Source organism: Streptomyces sp. SID5469, assembly GCF_009862865.1.
Taxonomy (GTDB): Bacteria; Actinomycetota; Actinomycetes; order Streptomycetales; family Streptomycetaceae; genus Streptomyces; species Streptomyces avermitilis.
Window position 1 is genome coordinate 2,124,927 of sequence record NZ_WWIN01000001.1, and the last position, 19,243, is coordinate 2,144,169.

The 19,243-nt window shown below is 70.6% G+C and carries 15 protein-coding genes; 8 read left to right on the top strand and 7 right to left on the bottom strand.

Features of this window, described 5'->3' with window-relative positions; translation table 11 throughout:
- The first annotated feature begins 3 nt into the window (after positions 1-3).
- Complete coding sequence (locus GTY58_RS09210) at positions 4-1,209, top strand: MAB_1171c family putative transporter (RefSeq protein WP_010983183.1); 1,206 nt, start codon at positions 4-6, stop codon at positions 1,207-1,209.
- The gene (locus GTY58_RS09215; RefSeq protein ID WP_010983184.1) at positions 1,193-2,653 is read left to right on the top strand and encodes an FAD-dependent monooxygenase; all 1,461 of its coding nucleotides are present in this window, start codon (positions 1,193-1,195) and stop codon (positions 2,651-2,653) included. Before GTY58_RS09210 ends, GTY58_RS09215 begins: the two co-directional genes overlap by 17 nt.
- A 63-nt stretch (positions 2,654-2,716) precedes the next feature.
- Here GTY58_RS09215 and GTY58_RS09220 read toward each other — a convergent pair whose 3' ends face one another.
- Positions 2,717-3,760 carry an alpha/beta hydrolase gene (locus tag GTY58_RS09220; RefSeq protein WP_010983185.1) on the bottom strand — a complete coding sequence of 348 codons (1,044 nt, stop codon included), beginning with the start codon at positions 3,758-3,760 and terminating at the stop codon, positions 2,717-2,719.
- A gap of 242 nt (positions 3,761-4,002) precedes the next feature.
- Between GTY58_RS09220 and GTY58_RS09225 the strand changes: the two genes are divergently transcribed.
- On the top strand, positions 4,003-4,230 hold the full coding sequence (locus GTY58_RS09225; protein WP_037647422.1) for a hypothetical protein: 228 nt from the start codon (positions 4,003-4,005) through the stop codon (positions 4,228-4,230).
- Between the two features lie 42 nt (positions 4,231-4,272).
- On the opposite strand, the gene GTY58_RS09230 is transcribed toward GTY58_RS09225, so the two are convergent.
- Both GTY58_RS09230 and GTY58_RS09235 read right to left on the bottom strand, forming a co-directional pair.
- Entirely contained in the window at positions 4,273-4,962 is a 690-nt protein-coding gene (locus GTY58_RS09230; RefSeq protein ID WP_010983187.1) for a 4'-phosphopantetheinyl transferase superfamily protein, read from the bottom strand.
- Positions 4,959-5,816, bottom strand: coding sequence for a metallophosphoesterase (locus tag GTY58_RS09235; RefSeq protein WP_037647573.1), 858 nt, complete (start codon positions 5,814-5,816; stop codon positions 4,959-4,961). Before GTY58_RS09235 ends, GTY58_RS09230 begins: the two co-directional genes overlap by 4 nt.
- 332 nt (positions 5,817-6,148) lie before the next feature.
- Here GTY58_RS09235 and GTY58_RS09240 point away from each other — a divergent pair, with 332 nt between their 5' ends.
- The gene (locus tag GTY58_RS09240) at positions 6,149-7,294 is read left to right on the top strand and encodes an ATP-grasp domain-containing protein (RefSeq protein ID WP_010983189.1); all 1,146 of its coding nucleotides are present in this window, start codon (positions 6,149-6,151) and stop codon (positions 7,292-7,294) included.
- A 134-nt stretch (positions 7,295-7,428) separates the two neighbouring features.
- Entirely contained in the window at positions 7,429-9,102 is a 1,674-nt protein-coding gene (locus GTY58_RS09245; RefSeq protein WP_171033242.1) for a carbohydrate binding domain-containing protein, read from the top strand.
- 45 nt (positions 9,103-9,147) lie between these two features.
- On the opposite strand, the gene GTY58_RS09250 is transcribed toward GTY58_RS09245, so the two are convergent.
- From GTY58_RS09250 to GTY58_RS09265, 4 genes are all read right to left on the bottom strand, one after another.
- Entirely contained in the window at positions 9,148-10,398 is a 1,251-nt protein-coding gene (locus GTY58_RS09250; protein WP_010983191.1) for an alpha-L-fucosidase, read from the bottom strand.
- Between the two features lie 106 nt (positions 10,399-10,504).
- Positions 10,505-13,573 (bottom strand): glycoside hydrolase family 38 C-terminal domain-containing protein, encoded by a 3,069-nt coding sequence (locus GTY58_RS09255; protein WP_010983192.1) that lies wholly within the window; start codon positions 13,571-13,573, stop codon positions 10,505-10,507.
- A 64-nt stretch (positions 13,574-13,637) separates the two neighbouring features.
- Positions 13,638-14,975: a 6-phospho-beta-glucosidase gene (locus GTY58_RS09260; RefSeq protein WP_010983193.1), complete on the bottom strand. Its 1,338-nt coding sequence runs from the start codon at positions 14,973-14,975 to the stop codon at positions 13,638-13,640.
- On the bottom strand, positions 14,972-15,736 hold the full coding sequence (locus GTY58_RS09265; protein WP_037647418.1) for a DeoR/GlpR family DNA-binding transcription regulator: 765 nt from the start codon (positions 15,734-15,736) through the stop codon (positions 14,972-14,974). Before GTY58_RS09265 ends, GTY58_RS09260 begins: the two co-directional genes overlap by 4 nt.
- A gap of 126 nt (positions 15,737-15,862) precedes the next feature.
- Between GTY58_RS09265 and GTY58_RS09270 the strand changes: the two genes are divergently transcribed.
- The 3 genes from GTY58_RS09270 (at position 15,863) to GTY58_RS09280 (ending at position 19,233) form a co-directional block, all read left to right on the top strand.
- Positions 15,863-16,900, top strand: a complete 1,038-nt coding sequence (locus GTY58_RS09270) for a carbohydrate kinase family protein (RefSeq protein ID WP_010983195.1) — start codon at positions 15,863-15,865, stop codon at positions 16,898-16,900.
- 82 nt (positions 16,901-16,982) lie between these two features.
- On the top strand, positions 16,983-18,269 hold the full coding sequence (locus GTY58_RS09275; RefSeq protein ID WP_037647415.1) for an extracellular solute-binding protein: 1,287 nt from the start codon (positions 16,983-16,985) through the stop codon (positions 18,267-18,269).
- A gap of 1 nt (position 18,270) precedes the next feature.
- Positions 18,271-19,233 carry a sugar ABC transporter permease gene (locus GTY58_RS09280; protein WP_010983197.1) on the top strand — a complete coding sequence of 321 codons (963 nt, stop codon included), beginning with the start codon at positions 18,271-18,273 and terminating at the stop codon, positions 19,231-19,233.
- Positions 19,234-19,243 lie beyond the last annotated feature (10 nt).

A 19,243-nucleotide genomic window follows, 5' to 3' on the forward strand; every position in this document is an offset into this window, starting at 1 on the left:
GACATGGACGGATCCAGCTACTACATACCGGCTGCTGCCATGGGGGTCGCCCTCGCGGCCAAGGCACCCGCCTTGATCCGCGGCTGGCGCGACCCGCTGTTGCGTTCCGTGGGCGTGCTCCTGGCTCTGGCCGGTCTGGTGTTCCTGTTCGCGGCCCCGCCGACGATCGCTGAGGTCAACGCCCTCACCGGGATCCCGAACATCTCGGCACCGCTTGTCTACTGTGTACTGAGTGCCTTCAGCGCGTCCTGCCTGGTGCTGATCATCAACTGGCGCGGCGGGCCGCCCGAGGTGACCCGCCGCCTCTCTCGCCGCTGGATCGCCGGATACAGCGTGGTGAGCGTCGCCCTGGTCGTGCTGTTCCTCCTCGGGGAGGCCCCTCAGGAGCGGCTGCGGGACCTCGACACCTATTACGCCAACACACCTTTCATCCGCGAGATGATCGTGCTCTATCTCGCCGCGCTCACGGTCGCGGGTGTCGCCATGAACGTGATGTGCTGGCGCTGGGCGATCCAGGTACGCGGCTGGCTGCGGGCCGGGCTGCTGGTCATCGCGTTCGGCTTCATGTTCAACATCCCTTACGCGGCGGCCAAGTTCACCGCCGTGGTCGCCCAGTGGAACGGCGGCAACCTGGACTACCTGAGTACCGATGTGGCCCCCGTACTGGCCTCGGCAGGCGCACAGATAAGTGCGGTCGGCTTCTGTCTCCCACTGGCCTGCCAGCGTATCGGGGACAACTGGATCACGTGGTCGACCTACCGCCGGCTCGGGCCCCTGTGGCGCGAGTTGAAGCCGGTCTCGACCTTCGCCGACCGTGCGGTACGCATCTCCTGGTGGTCGTCGGCAGATCTCCAGGTCACCCAGCGGGAGTCAGACATCCACGACGGCATGCTCGGCCTGTACCCCTACTTCGATTCCGAGGTCCGCTGCCTCGCCTACGACGCGGCCGTGGCCGCGGGCTCCGAGCCCGCCCAGGCGCAGGCCGAGGCCGACGCGGCGATGGTGACGGCGGCGGTGCGGGCGAGGTCCGCCGACCCTGAGGGCAGGGTCATCAGCTCAGCGGAGGCAACCGCCCCGTTCTCGTCCTTGGACGGTCCACGCGACCTCGTGCGGATGTCCAATGCCCTGCGTCAGTCACCCGTCGTCGCGGCCGCCCGAAGGCAGGCCTCGACCAGGTCAGAGAGCGACTTCCATGAGCGAACCCGCTAGCGTCCCCCGGGGCGCGGCACCTGGCAGCCGCGGCACGGCCTCCCCCAGAGCCGTCGTCATCGGCGCGGGACTGGCCGGCATGCTGGCCGCCGCCGCCCTGCACCGACACGCCGAGGTCACCGTCGTGGACCGCGACGTCCTGCCTGCGGAGCCCGCGCCGCGCAAGGGGCTCCCGCAGGCCCGCCACGCTCATCTGCTGTGGTCCGGCGGCGCCCGCGCGATGGAGGACCTGCTGCCCGGTGTGACCGCCGCCTGGCTGGCCGCCGGCGCCCGCCGGATACCCCTCCCGACCGGCCTCGTCTCACTGTCGGCGCAGGGCTGGCTCCGGCGCTGGCCCGAGATGGAGTTCATGATCTCGTGCACCCGCGACCTGCTCGACTCGGTCATCCGTGAACAGGTTGCCAAAAAGGAGGGGGTCACCCTCTTGGCGGGCACCGAACTGCTCGGTCTGGAGGGCGGGGCCTTGCGGGTGACGGGAGTACGGGTGCGGACGCCCGAGGGCGAGGAGCGCGTCCTGGAGGCCGATCTGGTGGTGGACGCCTCGGGGCGCGGTTCGCGCTCCGTCGCCTGGCTGGACGCACTGGGCGTGCCACAGGCTCCGATGGACGAGGTCGACTCCGGACTCGCGTACGCCAGCCGGATCTTCCGGGCACCCGCAGGCACCGAGGACTTTCCCGTGGTCAACGTGCAGCCGGATCCGGCACAGCCCGTACCCGCGCAGTCTGCGACGATCGTTCCCGTCGAGGGCGGGCGCTGGCTGGTGACGCTGTCGGGCACCCACGGCGGCCAGCCGACGGCCTCCGCCGAGGAGTTCGAGGCGTTCGCCCGCGGCGTCAGAGACCCCGTCGTGGGCGAACTGATCGCGCACGCGGAGCCGCTGACGAACGTCGTACTCACTCGCAGCACCATCAACCGGCGGCGCTTCTTCGAGAAGGTGAAGGACTGGCCCGAGGGATTCGTCGCGATCGGCGACGCCGTCGCCACGTACAACCCGGTCTACGGGCACGGCATGTCAGTTGCCGCCCAGGGCGCGGTGGCGCTGCGCGAGCACGTGGCCGAGCACGGACTCGCGGCCCCCGGACTCGCGCGCCGGGCGCAACGTGCCGTGGCCCTTCCGGTGAAGATCGCCTGGGAGCTGGCCACGGGCACGGACATCCGCTACCCCGAGGCGATCGGCAAGCAGCCCGGGGGCACGCAGAAGCTCCTGGGCCGCTACGTGGAGCGGCTCATGCGGACCGCGACGGGCCGGCCGCTGGTCGCCCAGGCGTTCCTCGGCGTGATCACGCTTTCGAGGCCGCTCTCCACGCTCGTCAAGCCCGAGGTCCTCTTCGCAGTACTGCGCGGCCCGCGGCGCTCTCCCCTGGCCGGGCCGCCGCTCACACCTGAGGAGCGCAAGGCGGTGCTGACCGCGAAGGAGCCGTCGGGCACGCAGGCTGCCGGCTGACGTCTCCCTGGACCTGGAGGGATGACGGGCGCGTCAGCCTCCGGGTCCTGGAACCCACCGGCATCACGTCGCGCTGCGTTCGCTCGCCTGCCTCAAGTCCCGTTCCACCGCCCGGTTCCGCACGGTGTCGGGCCGGCCGGCCGCGCTGCCCGGGCGGCCGGCCCGCAGCAGTTCGCGCCAGTGTTCGCGGCTCCAGTGGGCGGGACGGGTGGTGCCCGTGAACTCCTCGACCAGGGCGAGGAAGCGCGCGGGGTCAGTGTGGAAGGGGAAGTGGCCCGCGCCCTCGAAGATCTCCAGCCGGCTGCCGGGCATCGCCTCGTGCGCGCCGTACGCGTGCCGCACCGGCACCACGCTGTCCCGGTCGCCCCACAGCAGCAGCGTGGGCATGCCCTCGGTCAGATAGCAGCGGTCGAGCATGGTCACCGCCTGCCCGCGCCAGTCCACGACGGCCCGCAGCGTACGGATGAAGGCACTGCGCGAGGTCACGTCGGGCAGTGCGTCCACCAGGGTCAGCAACTCCGGCGCGTCCTGGCCCAGATCGGTGTCGAGGAGCCTCATCAGCCGTGCGAACATCCCCACTTGGAACCGCATGCCGGGCAACCGCAGAGTGGAGAGCATCAGATGCGCGCCGGGCAGTGAGACGGCCCGCAGCACCGGGTTGACCTCCCGTCCCACTCCCCCGGCGCTGACCAGGATCAGCCGCTCGGTCCGCTCCGGGAACTGGTACGCGAACTGCATCGCGACCCCGCCGCCGAGCGAATGCCCGACCAGCGTGGCCGACTCGATGTCGAGCGAGGCGAGCAGATCGCGCACCCCGTTCGCGTACGCGGCCACCGAGTAGTCGGCCCGCGGCTTGTCCGAGGCGCCGTGGCCGAGGAGGTCCGGCGCGATGACCGTATGGGTGCGGGCGAGGTCGGGGATCAGCTCGGCCCAGGTCGCCGAGGAGTCCCCGATGCCGTGGATGAGCACGAGTACGGGACCCTCGCCGGCCATGCGGTAGGCGCGGCGGTAGCCGTGCACGACGCGGTGGTGCAGCCGGAGTTCGCCGTCGCCCACCGGGCGCAGCCGCAGTGCGCGCCGCGGGCGCGGTGGTGGGACGTCGACCATGGCTCGCCTCCCGTTCCCCAGGCCGCCGCGGAAGCGGCCGTAGGCCCTTCCTTTCAGCGTAGGGCCCCTGCCCCACAAGGGATTTCGGGGATGTTTCGCCTCCGCTAAGCGGGCGAACCTCGGCGTACGGAAACGGGATTGTCAGTGGTGGACGGCAAGCTGGACGTGTGCCACCGGTGTGCCCGGGGGCGCACGCAGTTCACGTACCGCACGACGAAGCCGACCAAGGGGAGAGCCGACCGATGCCGACAGCCGTACTGACCGACCGCGAACGCGCCGCCGTGCAGGCCTATCTCCGCCTCCTCCAGACCGTACGAGCGACGTTCGACGGTCCGCCGGACGGCCGCCGACCACCCGCGGTCCCCACCGCCGCACTGGCGGAGGCGGAGCAGGCCCTGTCCGCCGCGGGCCTCGCGGGCAACGAGGAGGAGTTCTTCCACCTGCTGCGCAGTTGGTGCCCGGAGGGGTAGGGCCTCTCCCAGTGGTGCCACACAGGCCGGTGTGCGCAAGGGTCAGTGGTGCGGCACCGTGACAGCCGTCGCCACCAGGCCCCGCCGGACCGTCCAGCGGCCGTCGAAGGCGTCGAGCCGCCGGCCGTTCACCAGGGGGCCGGGGACGAGGAGTTCGGCGCGGAATCCGCCGGACAGGGCCTTGCCCTGTGCGGCGGGCTCCGTGAAGATCTCGATGTCCGCCTCGAGGAAGTCCAGCCACTTGCCGGTGAGGGGGAACCACGCCTTGTAGACGGACTCCTTCGCGCTGAACAGCAGCCGGTCCCAGTGGACGTCCGGACGGGACCGGCCGAGGTCGTACAGGCGGCGCTCCTCCGTCGGCAGGGCGACGGAGGAGAGGACTCCCTCCGGCAGTCGGTCGTGGGGTTCCGCGTCGATGCCCAGACTGGCCAGCTCACCGGCGCGGACCAGCACGGCGGCGCAGTACCCCTCGCAGTGCGTCATGCTGCCGACCAGCCCGGCCGGCCACCGCGGGGCGCCGCGCTCCCCGGGCAGCACCGGCTGCGGGGGCACGCCGAGCTTCTCCATGGCGCGCCGGGCACAAACGCGTACGGCGGTGAACTCGCGGCGGCGCTTCTCGACGGCCCGCGCTATGACCGCCTGCTCCTCGGGGTACAGCGCCCCGTCCACCGCCGCCTCGTCACCGTGGGCCTCCACGGCCACGACCGCCGCCGGGAGCAGCTCCTCGATCACCGGGCTTCGACCTCCATCGGCAGAATGCGGCGCAGCGTGCCCGGCGGTGTCTGCCGCCTGCGCCATTCGCGGGGGTAGCCCACGGACACCTCTTCGAAGCGGACGCCCTCGTGGTGGGTGGTCCGCGGAATGTGGAGATGGCCGTAGACCATCACCTCGGCCCGGAATCTGCGGTGCCAGTCGGCGGTCAGCCGGGTGCCGCACCACATGGCGAACTCCGGGTAGTGCAGGACCTCCGTGGGGTGCCGGTCCAGCGGGTAGTGGTTGACCAGCACGGTGGACAGCTCGGGGGGCAGCTGCGCCAGCCTGCGCTCGGTCTCGGCGATCCGGGCCCGGCACCAGGCGTCGCGGGTCGGGTAGGGGTCGGGGTGCAGCATGAACTCGTCGGTGCAGACGACCCCGGTCCCGTGGGCGTACTCCAGCCCCTGCTCCTTGGTGTCGCAGCCCGCCGGCAGGAAGGAGTAGTCGTAGAGCAGGAACAGTGGTGCGACGGCCACCGGGCCGCCCGGCCCCTCCCAGACGGGGTACGGGTCCTCGGGCGTCGTCACACCCAGCTCACGGCACAGGTCGACGAGGTGCTCGTAGCGGGCGAGGCCGCGCAGGGTGACGGTGTCCTTGGGGTGGGTCCACAGCTCGTGGTTGCCGGGTGCCCAGATCACCTTGCGGAAGCGTCCGGCCAGCGTTTCGAGGGCCCAGCGGATGTCGGCCACGGTCTCCGCGACATCACCGGCGACCAGCAGCCAGTCGTCGTCCGACTCGGGGCGCATCTTCTCGACGAGGGCGCGGTTCTCCGCGTATCCGATGTGCAGATCGCTGATGGCGAGCAGCTGTCCACGACCGGCCGTCGACTCCACGCTCGCCCCCTTCATGAACCGGTTCCCCGAGAAACGATCTACCAGAACCGATCTTCATCAACCCGGACGTGAAACACAAGAACACATCCGCGCGCGCCCGGACAAGGGCACGCCGGGGCACGTCACCACGAGCGCTCGGATCACTCGAGCACGGCTGCCGTGAATCCGTAACACGCGTGTAGCAGTGAGGGGGTCCCGGAGGGCCTATGATCGCCCCAACATACATCCGTCTCCGACGCTCTCTTGCGTACGGCGGTTTGGTGTACCTCCCTACTCCCCTGGCCGGGCCCGGCCTGCTTCGCCGTGCCCGCAAACCGTGAAAGGTGGCTTGCATGGGCTCTCGCGTACGCGTCTGGCTCAACCGCACGTACGCGGAGAACGTGTTCTTCATGGATCAGCTGCGGCGAAATCCGCACGACCGGGCGGTCGAGATCCATGCCACGCACGCTGACGCCGACTCACCCGTCCTGGCCGCGGCGGACACCTCCGCCATGGAACCCGAGGGCCTGTCCCCGGCGGGCTACGTCGAGTACGCCCTCGACCAGTGCGCGCGCCGCGGCATCGACGTGTTCGTGCCGCGTCTGCACCAGGACGCGGTCGTCGCGCATCGCGCGGACTTCGCCGCGGCCGGTACGGCCCTGCTGGCGCCGCCCGCCGAGGCCGTGGCCGTCTTCCAGGACAAGGCGACGGCGTACGAGGCGGTGCAGGCGATCGGCATTCCGGTGCCGCCGTGGCGGCGGGTGCGGACCGAGGACGAACTCCTGTCCGCTGTCGAGGAGTTGGAGGCGGGCGGATACAAGGCGTGCTTCAAGCCGGCGGCCGGCGCGGGCGGCGTGGGTTTCCGCATCATCACGCGCACCCCCTTCTCGCTCGCACACCTCAACGGCTTCCCCGGCCCCTATGTGCAGCTGGACCTGGTCATCCAGGCCGTGCGCGACGCCGATGAGCCGGTGGACTGGCTGGTCATGCCGCACCTCGGGCAGCCGGAGGTGTCCGTGGACTGCCTCACCGGGCCCGACAACCGGATCCGGATGGCGGTGGGCCGCACGAAGAACGGCCGCCGCCGGGGCTTCACGCTCCACGAGCAGTGGATCGATCCCGCCACCCGGCTCGCGGAGGGCTTCGGGCTGCACTACCTCTCCAACATCCAGTTCCGGATGTTCGGCGACAAGCCGGTCCTGATGGACGTCAACACGCGCCCGGCCGGCGGCCTGCACCAGCTCTCGCTGTGCGGTCTCAACGCCCCTTGGGCGGCAGTGCAGTTGGCGCTGGGCGAGGACCCGGGCGAGGTGGCTCCGCCGTTCCTGGGCACGGACTACACGGTCGTGTCGGGACCGCGCCCGCTGCGGGCGGTCTCGCTCCCCCAGCAGCGCACGGAGGAGCCGGAGACCGTGCTGCCGGCCGTGCCCGCACCGGCCGCGAAGCCTGTCTCCGCACCGCCGGCGGAAGCGGGGGCACCCGCCACCGCGCCGGCCTAGAACATCGCCTTACCGGTCTGGACCAATCATGGCGCAGCATCTTGACACCGTGATTGGTCCATACCAACTTGGTTGCGCACTCTTCGGCACTCCCGCACCCCCATCACCTTCAGGGAGATCGCGTGCGCATCACGATGTTCAGACGCTCCAGACGTTCCCTCCTCGCCCTGCTGGGCTCCGCCGCCCTGGCTCTGGCCGGGGCGGTCGCCCTCCCCGGCACGGCCCAGGCGGCCAACATCCTGTCCAATCCCGGCTTCGAGTCGGGCAGCCTGTCCCCCTGGTCCTGCACGGGAAATCTGGGGTCGGTCGTCTCCAGTCCCGTGCACGGCGGCTCCAAGTCCCTTGCGGGAGCCGTGAGTTCGAGTGACACCGCACAGTGCAGCCAGACCGTCCCGGTGCAGCCGAACACGACGTACAGCCTGTCGGGCTGGGTGCGCGGCAGCTATGTGTACCTCGGCGTGGACGGCGGCGCCTCGACCTGGACGACGTCCACGTCGGCGTACAGCCGGCTGTCGGTCTCCTTCACCACCGGCGCCTCGCAGACCAGCGCCAAGATCTATGTCCACGGCTGGTACGCGCAGGGCACCTACTACGCCGACGACATCAGCCTGGACGGTCCGGGCGGAGGCGGCTCGGACACCCAGGCGCCGACGGCTCCGGGCAGCCTCCGCTCCACCGGCAAGACCTCGTCGAGCGCGACCCTGGCGTGGAACGCCTCGACGGACAACGTGGGCGTCACGACGTACGACGTCTACAGCGGCTCCAACCAGGTGCTGAGCGTCTCCGGTACGACCGCCACGGTCAGCGGGCTGTCGCCGAGCACGGCGTACACGTTCACTGTGAAGGCGCGGGACGCGGCCGGGAACACCTCGGCGGCCTCCAACTCCGTGTCCGTCACGACGGACGCGGGCAGCGGCGGCGGCACCGGCTTCAAGCAGGCCGCGCCCTATCTCTACCTCGGCTGGGGCGATCCGCCGAGCGCGACCTCGGTGATGAGCTCGACCGGCATCAAGTGGTACACGATGGCGTTCATGCTGGACTCCGGCGGCTGCAACCCCGCCTGGGACGGCAGCCGGCCGCTGACCGGCGGCAACGACCAGAGTGTCATCAACTCGGTCCGCTCCGCGGGCGGTGACGTCGTCCCGTCGTTCGGCGGCTGGTCGGGCAGCAAGCTCGGCGCCAACTGCTCCTCGGCGAGCGCGCTGGCCGGGGCGCTGCAGAAGGTGATCGACGCCTATGGCCTCAAGGCGATCGACATGGACATCGAGAACACGGACGAGTTCGAGAACGCCACCGTCCAGGACCGCATCCTGACCGCGCTGAAGACGGTCAAGGCCAACAATCCGGGCCTGCGCACGATCGTCACCTTCGGCACCACGACGACCGGCCCCACCTACTGGGGCAACCGCCTCATCGAGCAGGCCCAGGCCCTGAACGCCGGCATCGACGTCTTCACGATAATGCCGTTCGACTTCGGCGGCGGCTCCGACATGTACGGCAACACGGTGAACGCGACCGACGGTCTGAAGGCCAAGCTCAAGTCGACGTTCGGCTGGGACGACGCCACCGCGTACTCCCACATCGGCATCTCCGGCATGAACGGCCTGTCCGACCAGCAGGAGAACACGTCGCCGGCGACCTGGACCCAGATCCGCGACTGGGCCAACTCGCACCACATCGCCCGCCTCGCCTTCTGGTCGGTCAACCGCGACCGGCCGTGCCCCGGCGGGGGCGTGGTGAGCAACTGCTCCGGCATCAGCCAGAACACCTGGCAGTTCACCTCGATCACGGCCGGTTTCACCGGCTGAGTCTCAGCGTGGGGGTGCCCCGACGGGGGCACCCCCACGCGTTCGTCAGAAGCGGCCCGGCCCGCGGTACAGCTCCAGCTCGCCGTCCAGTTCGACGGCCAGCACCGTGGCGTGCGGGTCGAGGTCGGCCGCGGCCGGCGGTTCGATCCAGAGCACGCCCGGTGCCTCGTGCAGCCCGCCGATGACCCGGTGGGCCAGCTCGGTCCCGCTGCCGAGCACCGTGACCCGGCGCACCGTGCCCGCCATGCCGCGTACGCCGATCTCGGCGCGCGGTGCGTCGAAGAGGGTCAGATACAGCGTGCGGCGGTCCGCCGAGAGGGTGCTCGGCCCGTAGTGGTGGCCCGCGGGCAGTCCGCGCACGGTCCCGTAGACGGCCTCCGCGTGCTTGGCGATCCAGTCGCCGAGGCCCTCGAGGCGCTCGACCTGTTCGGCCGGGATGGTGCCGTCCTCCTTCGGACCGACGTCGAGGAGCAGATTGCCGCCGCCGCCGATCGTCTCGGTGAAGTAGCGGATCAGCTGGGTGACCGATTTGTGGTTGTGGTCGTGGTGCTGGAAGCCCCAGGAGTCGTTGATCGTCAGGCACAGCTCCCAGGGGCCCTGGGGCGGCACGACGGGAGCGCCCTGCTCGGGGGTCGCGTAGTCGCCCTCGCTGAGCATGCGGGCGTTGAAGACGACGTCCGGCACCTCGGAGCGGATGAGCGCGGCGAGTTCGGGGATGCGCCACTGCTCCTCACTGCGGTCCCACTCGCCGTCGAACCACATGAGGTCGGGCTTGTAGCGGCTGGTGAGTTCGCGGATCTGGCCGTCTCGGTAGGCGATGAACCGCTCCCAGGCGGCCAGGTCCTCGTACTCGGCGGCGACCTCGGAGTAGCGGTTGTCCGCCAGCTCCGGCGGGCGTCCCGGCTTGCGCGTGGAGGCGTAGTCGGGGTGGTTCCAGTCCGAGTGCGAGTAGTAGAGGCCGACCTTGAGGCCCCGCTCGCGCAGTGCGTCGGCGTAGCCGGATATCAGGTCCCGGCCGACGTTCAGGTTGCCGTGGGCGGTGTCCCACAGGGCGACGCCGTCGTGGTGGCGGCTGGTCAGGACCGCGTACCTGGCGCCGGCACGGGCGAACAGCGCCGCCCAGTCGCGCGGGTCGTAGCGGGCGGCGGTGAAGCGGTCGAACTGGGACATGTACTGGTCGTGCGGCACGATGTCGTCGTAGAACGACCACGATTCCTGGACGCCGTCGACGGCGTAGACGCCCCAGTGGACGAAGATCCCCAACTTGGCGTCGGTGAACCACGGCTGCATGGACACGGCTGAACTCCTCGGCAGTACGGGGTCACTTCGGGGGCGACAGAGGGCGGTGGCGGGCGGCGGGCGGGCACGGGGATGCCCGTGCCCGCCCGCCGCGAGAGGCGCCCTACTGGGCGGTCGCGGCGCGCTTCAGACGGAGCGTCAGTACCTGGAAGGGCCGCAGTTCCACGGCGACCGCGCCGTCACCGTCGACGACCGCGTCGCCGGCCCCCTCGGCGAGCGGTCGCTCCAGCAGGTCGGTGACGTGGACGCCCGCGAGCGGGAAGCCGGTGCGCAGGGTGCCCCGGGACCGGCCGCCGCCCGACTCGTAGAGGCGCACGACGACATCGCCCGAGGCGTCGTCGGCGAGCTTGACCGCTTCGACGGTGAGGCCGGCGCCGTCGACGGACACGACCGGCTCCGGCGCTCCCTGGGCGTCCGCGACCCGCAGCGGCAGGTTGAGGGCGTAGCCCTCCGCGACCGCGTCCTCGATGCTCGCGCCGGGCAGCAGCGCGTAGGTGAAGCGGTGCCGGCCCTGGTCGGCCTCGGGGTCCGGCACGCGCGGGGCGCGGACCAGGCTGAGGCGGACCGTGGTGGTCGTGCCGCCGTCCTCGCGGACCGTGCGGGAGACGTCGTGGCCGTAGGTGGAGTCGTTGATCACGGCGACGCCGTAGCCGGGTTCGCCGATGTGCACCCAGCGATGGCCGTAGACCTCGAAGCGGGCCGCCTCCCAGCTGGTATTGGTGTGGGTGGGGCGCTGGACGTGGCCGAACTGGATCTCGGCGGACGAGTGCGGGGCGCGCAGGTCCACCGGGAACGCGGCCTTGAGGATCTTCTCGGCCTCGTGCCAGTCGATCTCCGTCTCGACGTCGATGCGGCGGCTGCCGGCCCGTACGGTGATCGTCTGGGTGATCTTCGAACCCTTGCCGAAGGAGCGCTCCACCCGGATCGCGCCGATCAGCGGGTCCTGTTCGACGACCGTGACGGAGTCGGCGTCCAGCAGGTCCGTGTAGCGGTTCTTGTAGTGCTTGTCGATGTCCCAGGCGTCCCAGTAGTTCGGGAGGTCGGTGTGCAGCCGGAGCAGGTTGCCCTGGTCGGCGAGGACTTCGCGGTCCGCCGTCAGATCCCTTACGGAGGCGAGGGTTCCGTCCTCGGCGACCTCGACGCGGACCAGGCCGTTGTCGAGGACGCGGCCGGTGACCGTCACCGGCCGCGGGGGTGCGGCGCCGTCGAGGGGAGCGCTGCCGCCCGCCGGTACCTCCACGTACGCCGGGGCCCCGGTGGACGTACGGACCACCTCGGCGCGGTCGCGGGGGCTCGTGTTGAAGACGCGCGGACCGCCGCCGCCGAGCGCGGCCACCGCCTCGGCCGTCAGCTCCTCCAGTTCCGTGGCCACCCGGGCGTATTCGGCCTCGGCCTCCCGGTGCACCCAGGCGATCGACGAGCCCGGCAGGATGTCGTGGAACTGGTGGAGCAGGACCGTCTTCCACAGGCGGTCCAGCTTCTCGTACGGGTAGGCGTAGCCCGGCGCGTGCAGGGCGGCCGTCGTCGCCCACAACTCGGCCTCGCGCAGCTTGTGTTCGCTGCGGCGGTTGCCCTGCTTGGTGCGGGCCTGGGAGGTGTAGGTGGCGCGGTGCAGCTCCAGGTAGAGCTCGCCGACCCAGACCGGGGCGTCCGGGTACTCCTCGCGGGCGGCCTTGAAGAACGCGTCGGGATGTTCGACGACGACCTTCGGCGAGCCCTCCAGGTCCGCCAGCCTGCGCGCCCGTTCCATGATCTCGCGGGTGGGGCCGCCACCGCCGTCGCCCCAGCCGAACGGTGCCAGGGAGCGCGTACCGCGGCCCTTGTCCGCGTAGTTGCGGACCGTGCGGGACATCTCCTCGCCGCTGAAGCGGGCGTTGTAGGTGTCGATCGGCGGGAAGTGCGTGAAGATGCGGGTGCCGTCGATGCCCTCCCACCAGAAGGTGTGGTGGGGCAGCTTGTTGGTCTGGTTCCAGGAGAGCTTCTGGGTCAGGAACCACTCGTTGCCGGCGAGCTTGGCGAGCTGCGGGTAGGAGGCGTTGTAGCCGAAGGAGTCCGGCAGCCACACGCCCTTGGTCTCGACGCCGAAGTGCTCGATGAAGAACCGTTTGCCGTGGATCAGCTGGCGGGCCAGCGCCTCGCCGCCGGGCAGGTTGCCGTCGGCCTCGACCCACATGCCGCCGACCGGCGCCCACTGGCCCTTCTTCACCGACTCCTGGATGCGGGCCCACACGTGCGGGTAGTTGTCGCGCACCCACTCGTACTGCTGGGCCTGCGAGCAGGCGAAGATGAAGTCGTCGTACTCGTCGGCGAGCGAGGTGACGTTGGAGAAGGTGCGGGACGTCTTCCGCTTGGTCTCGCGGATCGGCCACAGCCAGGCGGAGTCGATGTGCGCGTGGCCGACGCCGGAGAGGGTGTGGGCGCTGGCGTGCGCGGGCCTCGCGAGGGCCGGGGCCAGGACCTCGCGGACGGCCGTCGCGCTGCCGGAGATGTCGTCCAGGTCCAGCGCGTCCAGGGCCCGGTCCAGGGTGTGCATGATCTCGTGCCGGCGCGGGTCGTGCTCGCCCAGCTCCAGCATCAGCTCGCGCAGCACCTGGACGTCCAGATCGAGGTGCCAGACCTCCTCGTCGAGGATGGCGAGGTCGGCGCGGCGGAAGGTGTAGAGCGGCTTGTCGCCCGCGGTGAGGACGTCGCCGAGCGGGGTCGGGCGCGCGAAGTCGCCTGCGAGGATGTCGGGGTTGGAGGCCGCCTCGACCAGGTAGTCGATCTCCTCGCCGCCCGTGGCCGGGTTGCCGATCGGCACGTACTGGTTGAGCGGGTTGACCGCCTTGAGCGGGGTGCCGTCGGTGCGGTGGACCAGCGCCTCGGCCTGGTTGCCGGGCCAGTCGCCGGTGAAGCCGAGGTCGATGACCGCCTCGACGCGCCGCCCGGCCCATTCGGCGGGCACCCGGCCGCGCATCCGGAACCAGGTGGTGCCCCAGGGCGGCCCCCACGGGGTGTCCATGGCGAACGGCGCGTACGAGGCGGCCGCGGCCTCCTCGAAGGGAACGGGCTCGCCCGGCGCCTGCCAGGCCTCGACGGCGAAGGGGACGGCGGCCGCGTAGACCGCGGGCTTGATGCGCTGGTTGTGGATGCGCTCTACGCGCTCCTCGATCCGGCGGCGTTCGTCGTGCATGAAAGTCTCCAGGAAGATCCAGGAATATCCGGGAAGCAGGAAGATCCAGAAAGATGGAAAGCGCTTACTTAAGGTACGTCAGACCTGGGTGGACCGAGGTGTATCCGTCGACCAGCCTGCGGGCCACGTTCACGGAGTCCACGAGGGGGTGCAGCGCGAAGGCCTTCACGGCCGTCGCACGGGAGCCGGACTCGGCCGCGGACAGCACCTCGCGCTCGACCGCCTTCACCGCGCACACCAGGCCCGTGGCGTGGCCGGGGAGCGGGTCGACGGCGACCGGGTGCGCGCCATTGGCGTCGACGAGGCACGGGACTTCGATGACGGCCTCGGCGTCGAGGACCGTGAGCGCGCCGCGATTGCGGACGTTGAGGATCAGCGTCGTGCGCTCGTCCCGGGCGATGGCCCGCATCAGGGCGAGGGCCACCTTCTCGTAGCCGCCGGAGAGGTCGTCGGCGTCGCGCTCGCCGGCGCCCGCCGCGTCGCGGTTCTCGGCCATGTACGTGGCCTCGCGCTCGGCACGGGTGCGGTCCCAGGCCGACAGGGCGGAGGAGTCCGCCCGCTTCATCTCCTCGTAGAACCGCGCCTGCTGGTCGCGCAGGAAGGCGCCCCGGGTCTTCTCGGCCTCGCTGTAGGCGCGTACGGCTTCCCGGTTGAAGTAGTAGTAGTGCAGGTACTCGTTAGGGATCGCGCCCAGCGACCGGAGCCAGTCGGGGCCGAAGAGCTTGCCCTCCTCGAAGGAGCCGAGCAGTCCGGGGTCGGCGAGCAGGCGCGGGAGTTCGTCGCGGCCCGCGACGCGCAGACCGCGTACCCAGCCGAGGTGGTTGAGGCCGACGTAGTCGATGAAGGCCTCGCGCGGGTCGGCGCCGAGCACGCGGGCGATGCGCCGGCCGAGGCCGACCGGCGAGTCGCAGATGCCGATGACACGGTCGCCGAGGTGGCGTGACATGGCCTCGGTGACCAGGCCCGCCGGGTTGGTGAAGTTGATGACCCAGGCGTCGGGGGCGAGCCGGGCCACGCGCCGCGCGATGTCGACGGCGACCGGGACCGTGCGCAGTCCGTACGCGATGCCGCCCGCGCCGACCGTCTCCTGGCCCAGCACACCCTCCGCCAGCGCCACCCGCTCGTCGTCGGCGCGCCCCTCCAGTCCCCCGACGCGGATCGCGGAGAAGACGAAGTCGGCGCCGCGCAGGGCCTCGTCCAGGTCGGTGGTGAAGCTCACCTCGGGCGCGTCCGGATCCCCGGCGGCCTGTTCGGCGAGCACGCGGGCCACGGCCGTGAGCCGCCCCGCGTCCAGGTCGTGCAGCACGACCCGGGTGACGCGGCCCTCGGCGCGGTCCCCGAGGAGCGCCCCGTACACGAGCGGCACCCGGAACCCGCCACCGCCCAGAATCGTCAGCTTCACGCTTGCACCTTTCCTGCCACGATCACCTCGACGCCCGCTTCCTCCAGGGAGGACCGCGTCGCCGCGTCCACCGGCCCGTCCGTCACCACCGCGTCCAGGTCCTCGGGCCCGCAGACCCTGGCCATCCCCGTGCCGGGGAACTTCGCCGAGTCGGCGAGCAGGACGACCCGCTCACCCGCCCGGATCATGGCCCGCTTGACCGGCACCTCGACGACCGTCGTGTCCATCACCTGCCCGCCGGGCCGCACTCCACTGGTGCCGAGGAAGAGCCAGTCGGCGTGCAGCTGACGCAGATTGTCCTCGGTGAGGAAGCCCACCAGGGAGCGGTACTCGCGGCGGACCATGCCGCCGAGCAGCACCAGCTCGATGCCCTCGTCGTCCGCGAGCTCCTCGTAGACCACCAGGTTGCTGGTGATCACGGTGAGCCGGCGGCCGTGCAGCTGCCGGGCCAGCCGGTAGGCGGTGGTGCCGATGTCGAGCAGCACCGACTGACCGTCGGCGACCATGGCCGCGGCGTGCACGGCTATGGCGTCCTTCTCGGCCACCCGCATCTCGGCGACCTCGGCGAAGGGCTGGTCGCCCTCCTCCACCACGGCGCCGCCGTGCACCCGGGTGAGCAGGCCCTCCTCCTCGAGTCTGAGCAGGTCACGCCGGACGGTGGCGGGGCTCACGCCCAGCTGCTCCGAAAGGTCGGTCACGGCCGCGGGGCCGCCGGAGCGCAGGGCCCGCAGGATGAGTTGATGTCGTCGCTCTGCCAGCACGCGATGAACAGTACTCGTCATCTTCGATCATTTCTATGCTCAGTTCTGCTCGACTCTTGCCAAATTCTCGAGAGACGCGCACGATCCTGTGCACCGCTTGCAGACTTTTGACGAGAGGATGCGCCCGTGGGCGACGAACGGCCCGATGTCCTGCTGACCGGGCTGCTCTTCTACGACCTCGTCCTCACCGGGCTGGGCAAGCCGCCGACACCCGGTGAGGAGATCTGGACCGAGGGCATGGGCGTGAGCCCCGGCGGTATCGCCAACCTGGCCGTGGCCGCCTCCCGTTTCGGCCTGCGCACCTCGCTGGCCACGGTCTTCGGCGACGACCACTACGGCGCGTACTGCCGGGGTGTGCTCGCCGGCCAGGAGGGCATCGACCTCTCGCTCTCCCGTACCGCGGACGGCTGGCACACCCCGGTCACCGTCTCCCTCGCGTACGGCCACGACCGCGCGCTGGTCACCCACGGCCAGGACCCTCCGTACTCGCAGGACGCGCTGATGGGCGACCCGCCCGAGGCGCGCACCGCCCTCGTGCACATCGAGGCCGAGCCGCACGCCTGGCTCGCAAAGGCCGCCGCGAACGGCACCCGGATCTACGCGGACGTCGGCTGGGATCCCACCCAGCAGTGGTCCCGCGACCTCCTCGACCAGCTCTCCCTGTGCCACGCCTTCCTCCCCAACGAGGCCGAGGCGATGGCGTACACCCGCACCGACAGCGCGATGGCCGCGCTCGGCACGCTCACCGACCTGGTGCCGGTCGCCGTGGTCACGCGCGGCGGGGACGGCGCGGTCGCGGTGGACCAGACGACGGGCGAGTACGCCGAGGTACCCGCCCTCGACATCGATGTCCTGGACCCGACGGGCGCCGGGGACGTCTTCGGCGCGAGCTTCGTCGCGGCCTCGCTCGGCGGCTGGCCCCTGGCGGAGCGGCTGCGCTTCGCGGTCCTCGCCGCCGGACTCTCGGTACAGCGGCACGGCGGTGCGCTGGCCGCGCCCGGCTGGTACGGCGTCCACCGCTGGTGGCACTCGCTCGAAGACCCCGGACTGCGGCGCGCGTACGGCTTCCTGGCCGACCGGATCCCAGCGGACCCGGGGCCGCCCGTCCGGCACGCGCCCGTGACTCCCCCCGATGCCACGCGTCGCCCGAGCACCTCCCGATGACCCCACGTGTGACACCCCGTATGACCCCACGCATGACTCCTCGTACGCGAAGACCGAAAAGATCCGAAAGGCGGTGGGAGCAGTGCGGCTCTCACGAAGAGGCCTGCTGCGCGCGGGCCTGGCCGGTACGGCCGCCACCGCGCTCGGCGGCCTGGCGACCGGCTGTGCCGTCCCGACCGGTTCCACCGGCCGGAACATGGTGCTGTGGTACTGGAGCGGCGGGCTGAGCCCCAAAGTCGTCCAGGACGCCAAGGCCCGCTACGACAGCGCGGTGAACCTACAGGCCATCCAGATCGGCGGCTACTACCGCTCGAAGCTGATGACCACGATGACCGGGCGCGCCCACATCCCGGACATCGTCGGGCTCAAGGGCGAGGACATGGCCTCGTACCTGCCGAACTCCGACCAGTTCGTGGACCTGCGCGCGCTCGGCGCCGACAGGCTCAAGGACCGGTATCTGCCCTGGAAGTGGGACGAGGGCATCGCCGAGGACGGCTCGATGGTGGGCTTCCCCATCGACTGCGGTCCGGTCGCGCACTACTACCAGCCGGCCGTCTTCGAGAAGGCGGGACTGCCGTACGAGCCGGCGGACGTCTCCAAGGAGCTGGACACCTGGGAGAAGTTCCTCGCGGCCGGTGAGCGGCTCAAGAAGCGCGTCCCGGGTGCGTTCATCCTCACGGACGCCCTCAGCATCTACGGCATGTCGGTCAACCAGACGACCAAGCGGTTCGTCGACAGGGACCGGCACTTCATCGGCGACCAGGAGCATGTGCGCACCGCCTGGGACCGGGCTGTCGAGGCCACCCGCCGAGGCCTGGTCTCGAAGATCATCAACGGGACGCCGGACAACATCTCGGCCACCGAGCGGGGCCTGCTGCCCAGCCAACTGAACGCCTCCTGGGCGGCCGGCGACATCAAGCTCAACACGCCGAAGACCAAGGGCAAGTGGCGGGTGGCGAGCTGTCCGGGCGGCCCTTCGAACATCGGCGGCTCGTTCCTGGCGATCACCAAGGCGTGCCGGGAGCCGGAGAAGGCCTTCGAGATGATCACCTGGATGCTCGACGCGGGCAACCAGGCCCAGGGATTCGTCGACTCGGTGCTCTTCCCGTCCACTCCGGCGTCGTACGGCATGAAGAAGCTGCGCGAACCCGACGCGTTCTTCGGCGGCCAGATCACCATGGACGTCTTCGGCCCGGCGGCGGAGAAGATCCCGGTCGCCTTCAACAGCCCGTACGACATCGCGCTCAAGACCCCGATCGACGACGAGCTGCGGAACTTCTCCGTCCTCGGCAAGGACCCGGAGAAGGCCTGGAAGGACGCCATGAGCAAGTGCCGGCGCATCGCCGACCATCTGGGGGTGAGCTACTGACATGGCTACCGCACCCGTGGTCGAGACCTCCCCGGCGGTCGTGTCCGCCACCCCAACCGCCCGCTCCGGGAAGGGCGTCCTGAGCCACTGGCGGCTGTACGCCGCGATCTCCCCCTTCTATCTGCTCTTCCTCGCCTTCGGTCTGATACCGGTCGGCTTCTCGCTCTACCTGTCGTTCCACCGCTGGGACGGGCTCGGCTCGATGGAGTTCGCGGGGCTCTCGCAGTACCGCTATCTGCTGTCGGACAGCCAGTTCTGGACCTCGATCGGGAACACGATCGTCATCTGGGCGCTGGCCACCATCCCGATGATCCTCCTGGCGATGGTCACGGCGGTGCTGCTCAACTCCGCGGTCCGCTTCAAGAACGTCTACCGCTTCGCCTTCTTCCTGCCGAACGTCACCTCGATCGTGGCCGTCGCGATCATCTTCGGCTCGGTCTTCTCCACCAACTTCGGCCTGATGAACGCCGTGTTGCAGGCGGTCGGACTTGACCAGGTGGCATGGCTGAACACTCCCTGGGGCATCAAGGTCGCCATCGCGACCCTCATGACCTGGCAGTGGACCGGCTACAACGCGATCATCTTCCTCGCCGGTCTCCAGACGATCCCGGGCGAGCTGTACGAGGCGGCGCGGATGGACGGCGCCGGGCCCCTGCAGACGTTCTTCCGCATCACGCTGCCGCTGCTGCGTCCGGTGCTGCTCTTCGTGCTGGTCATCTCGACCGTCACCGGACTCCAGAGCTTCTCCGAACCGCAGGTGCTGTTGCAGACCACGGACAACAACTCGTCGTTCGCGGGCGGCCCGGGCCACGCGGGCCAGACCATGGTCCTCTACTTCTTCCAGCAGACCTTCGACAACAACGACTTCGGCTACGGCGCCGCGGTGGCCTGGGGCATCTTCCTCGTCGTCGTCCTCTTCTCGATCATCAACTGGCGCCTGGTGCAGCGCCGGGGCGAAGAATAGGAGGCCGCCA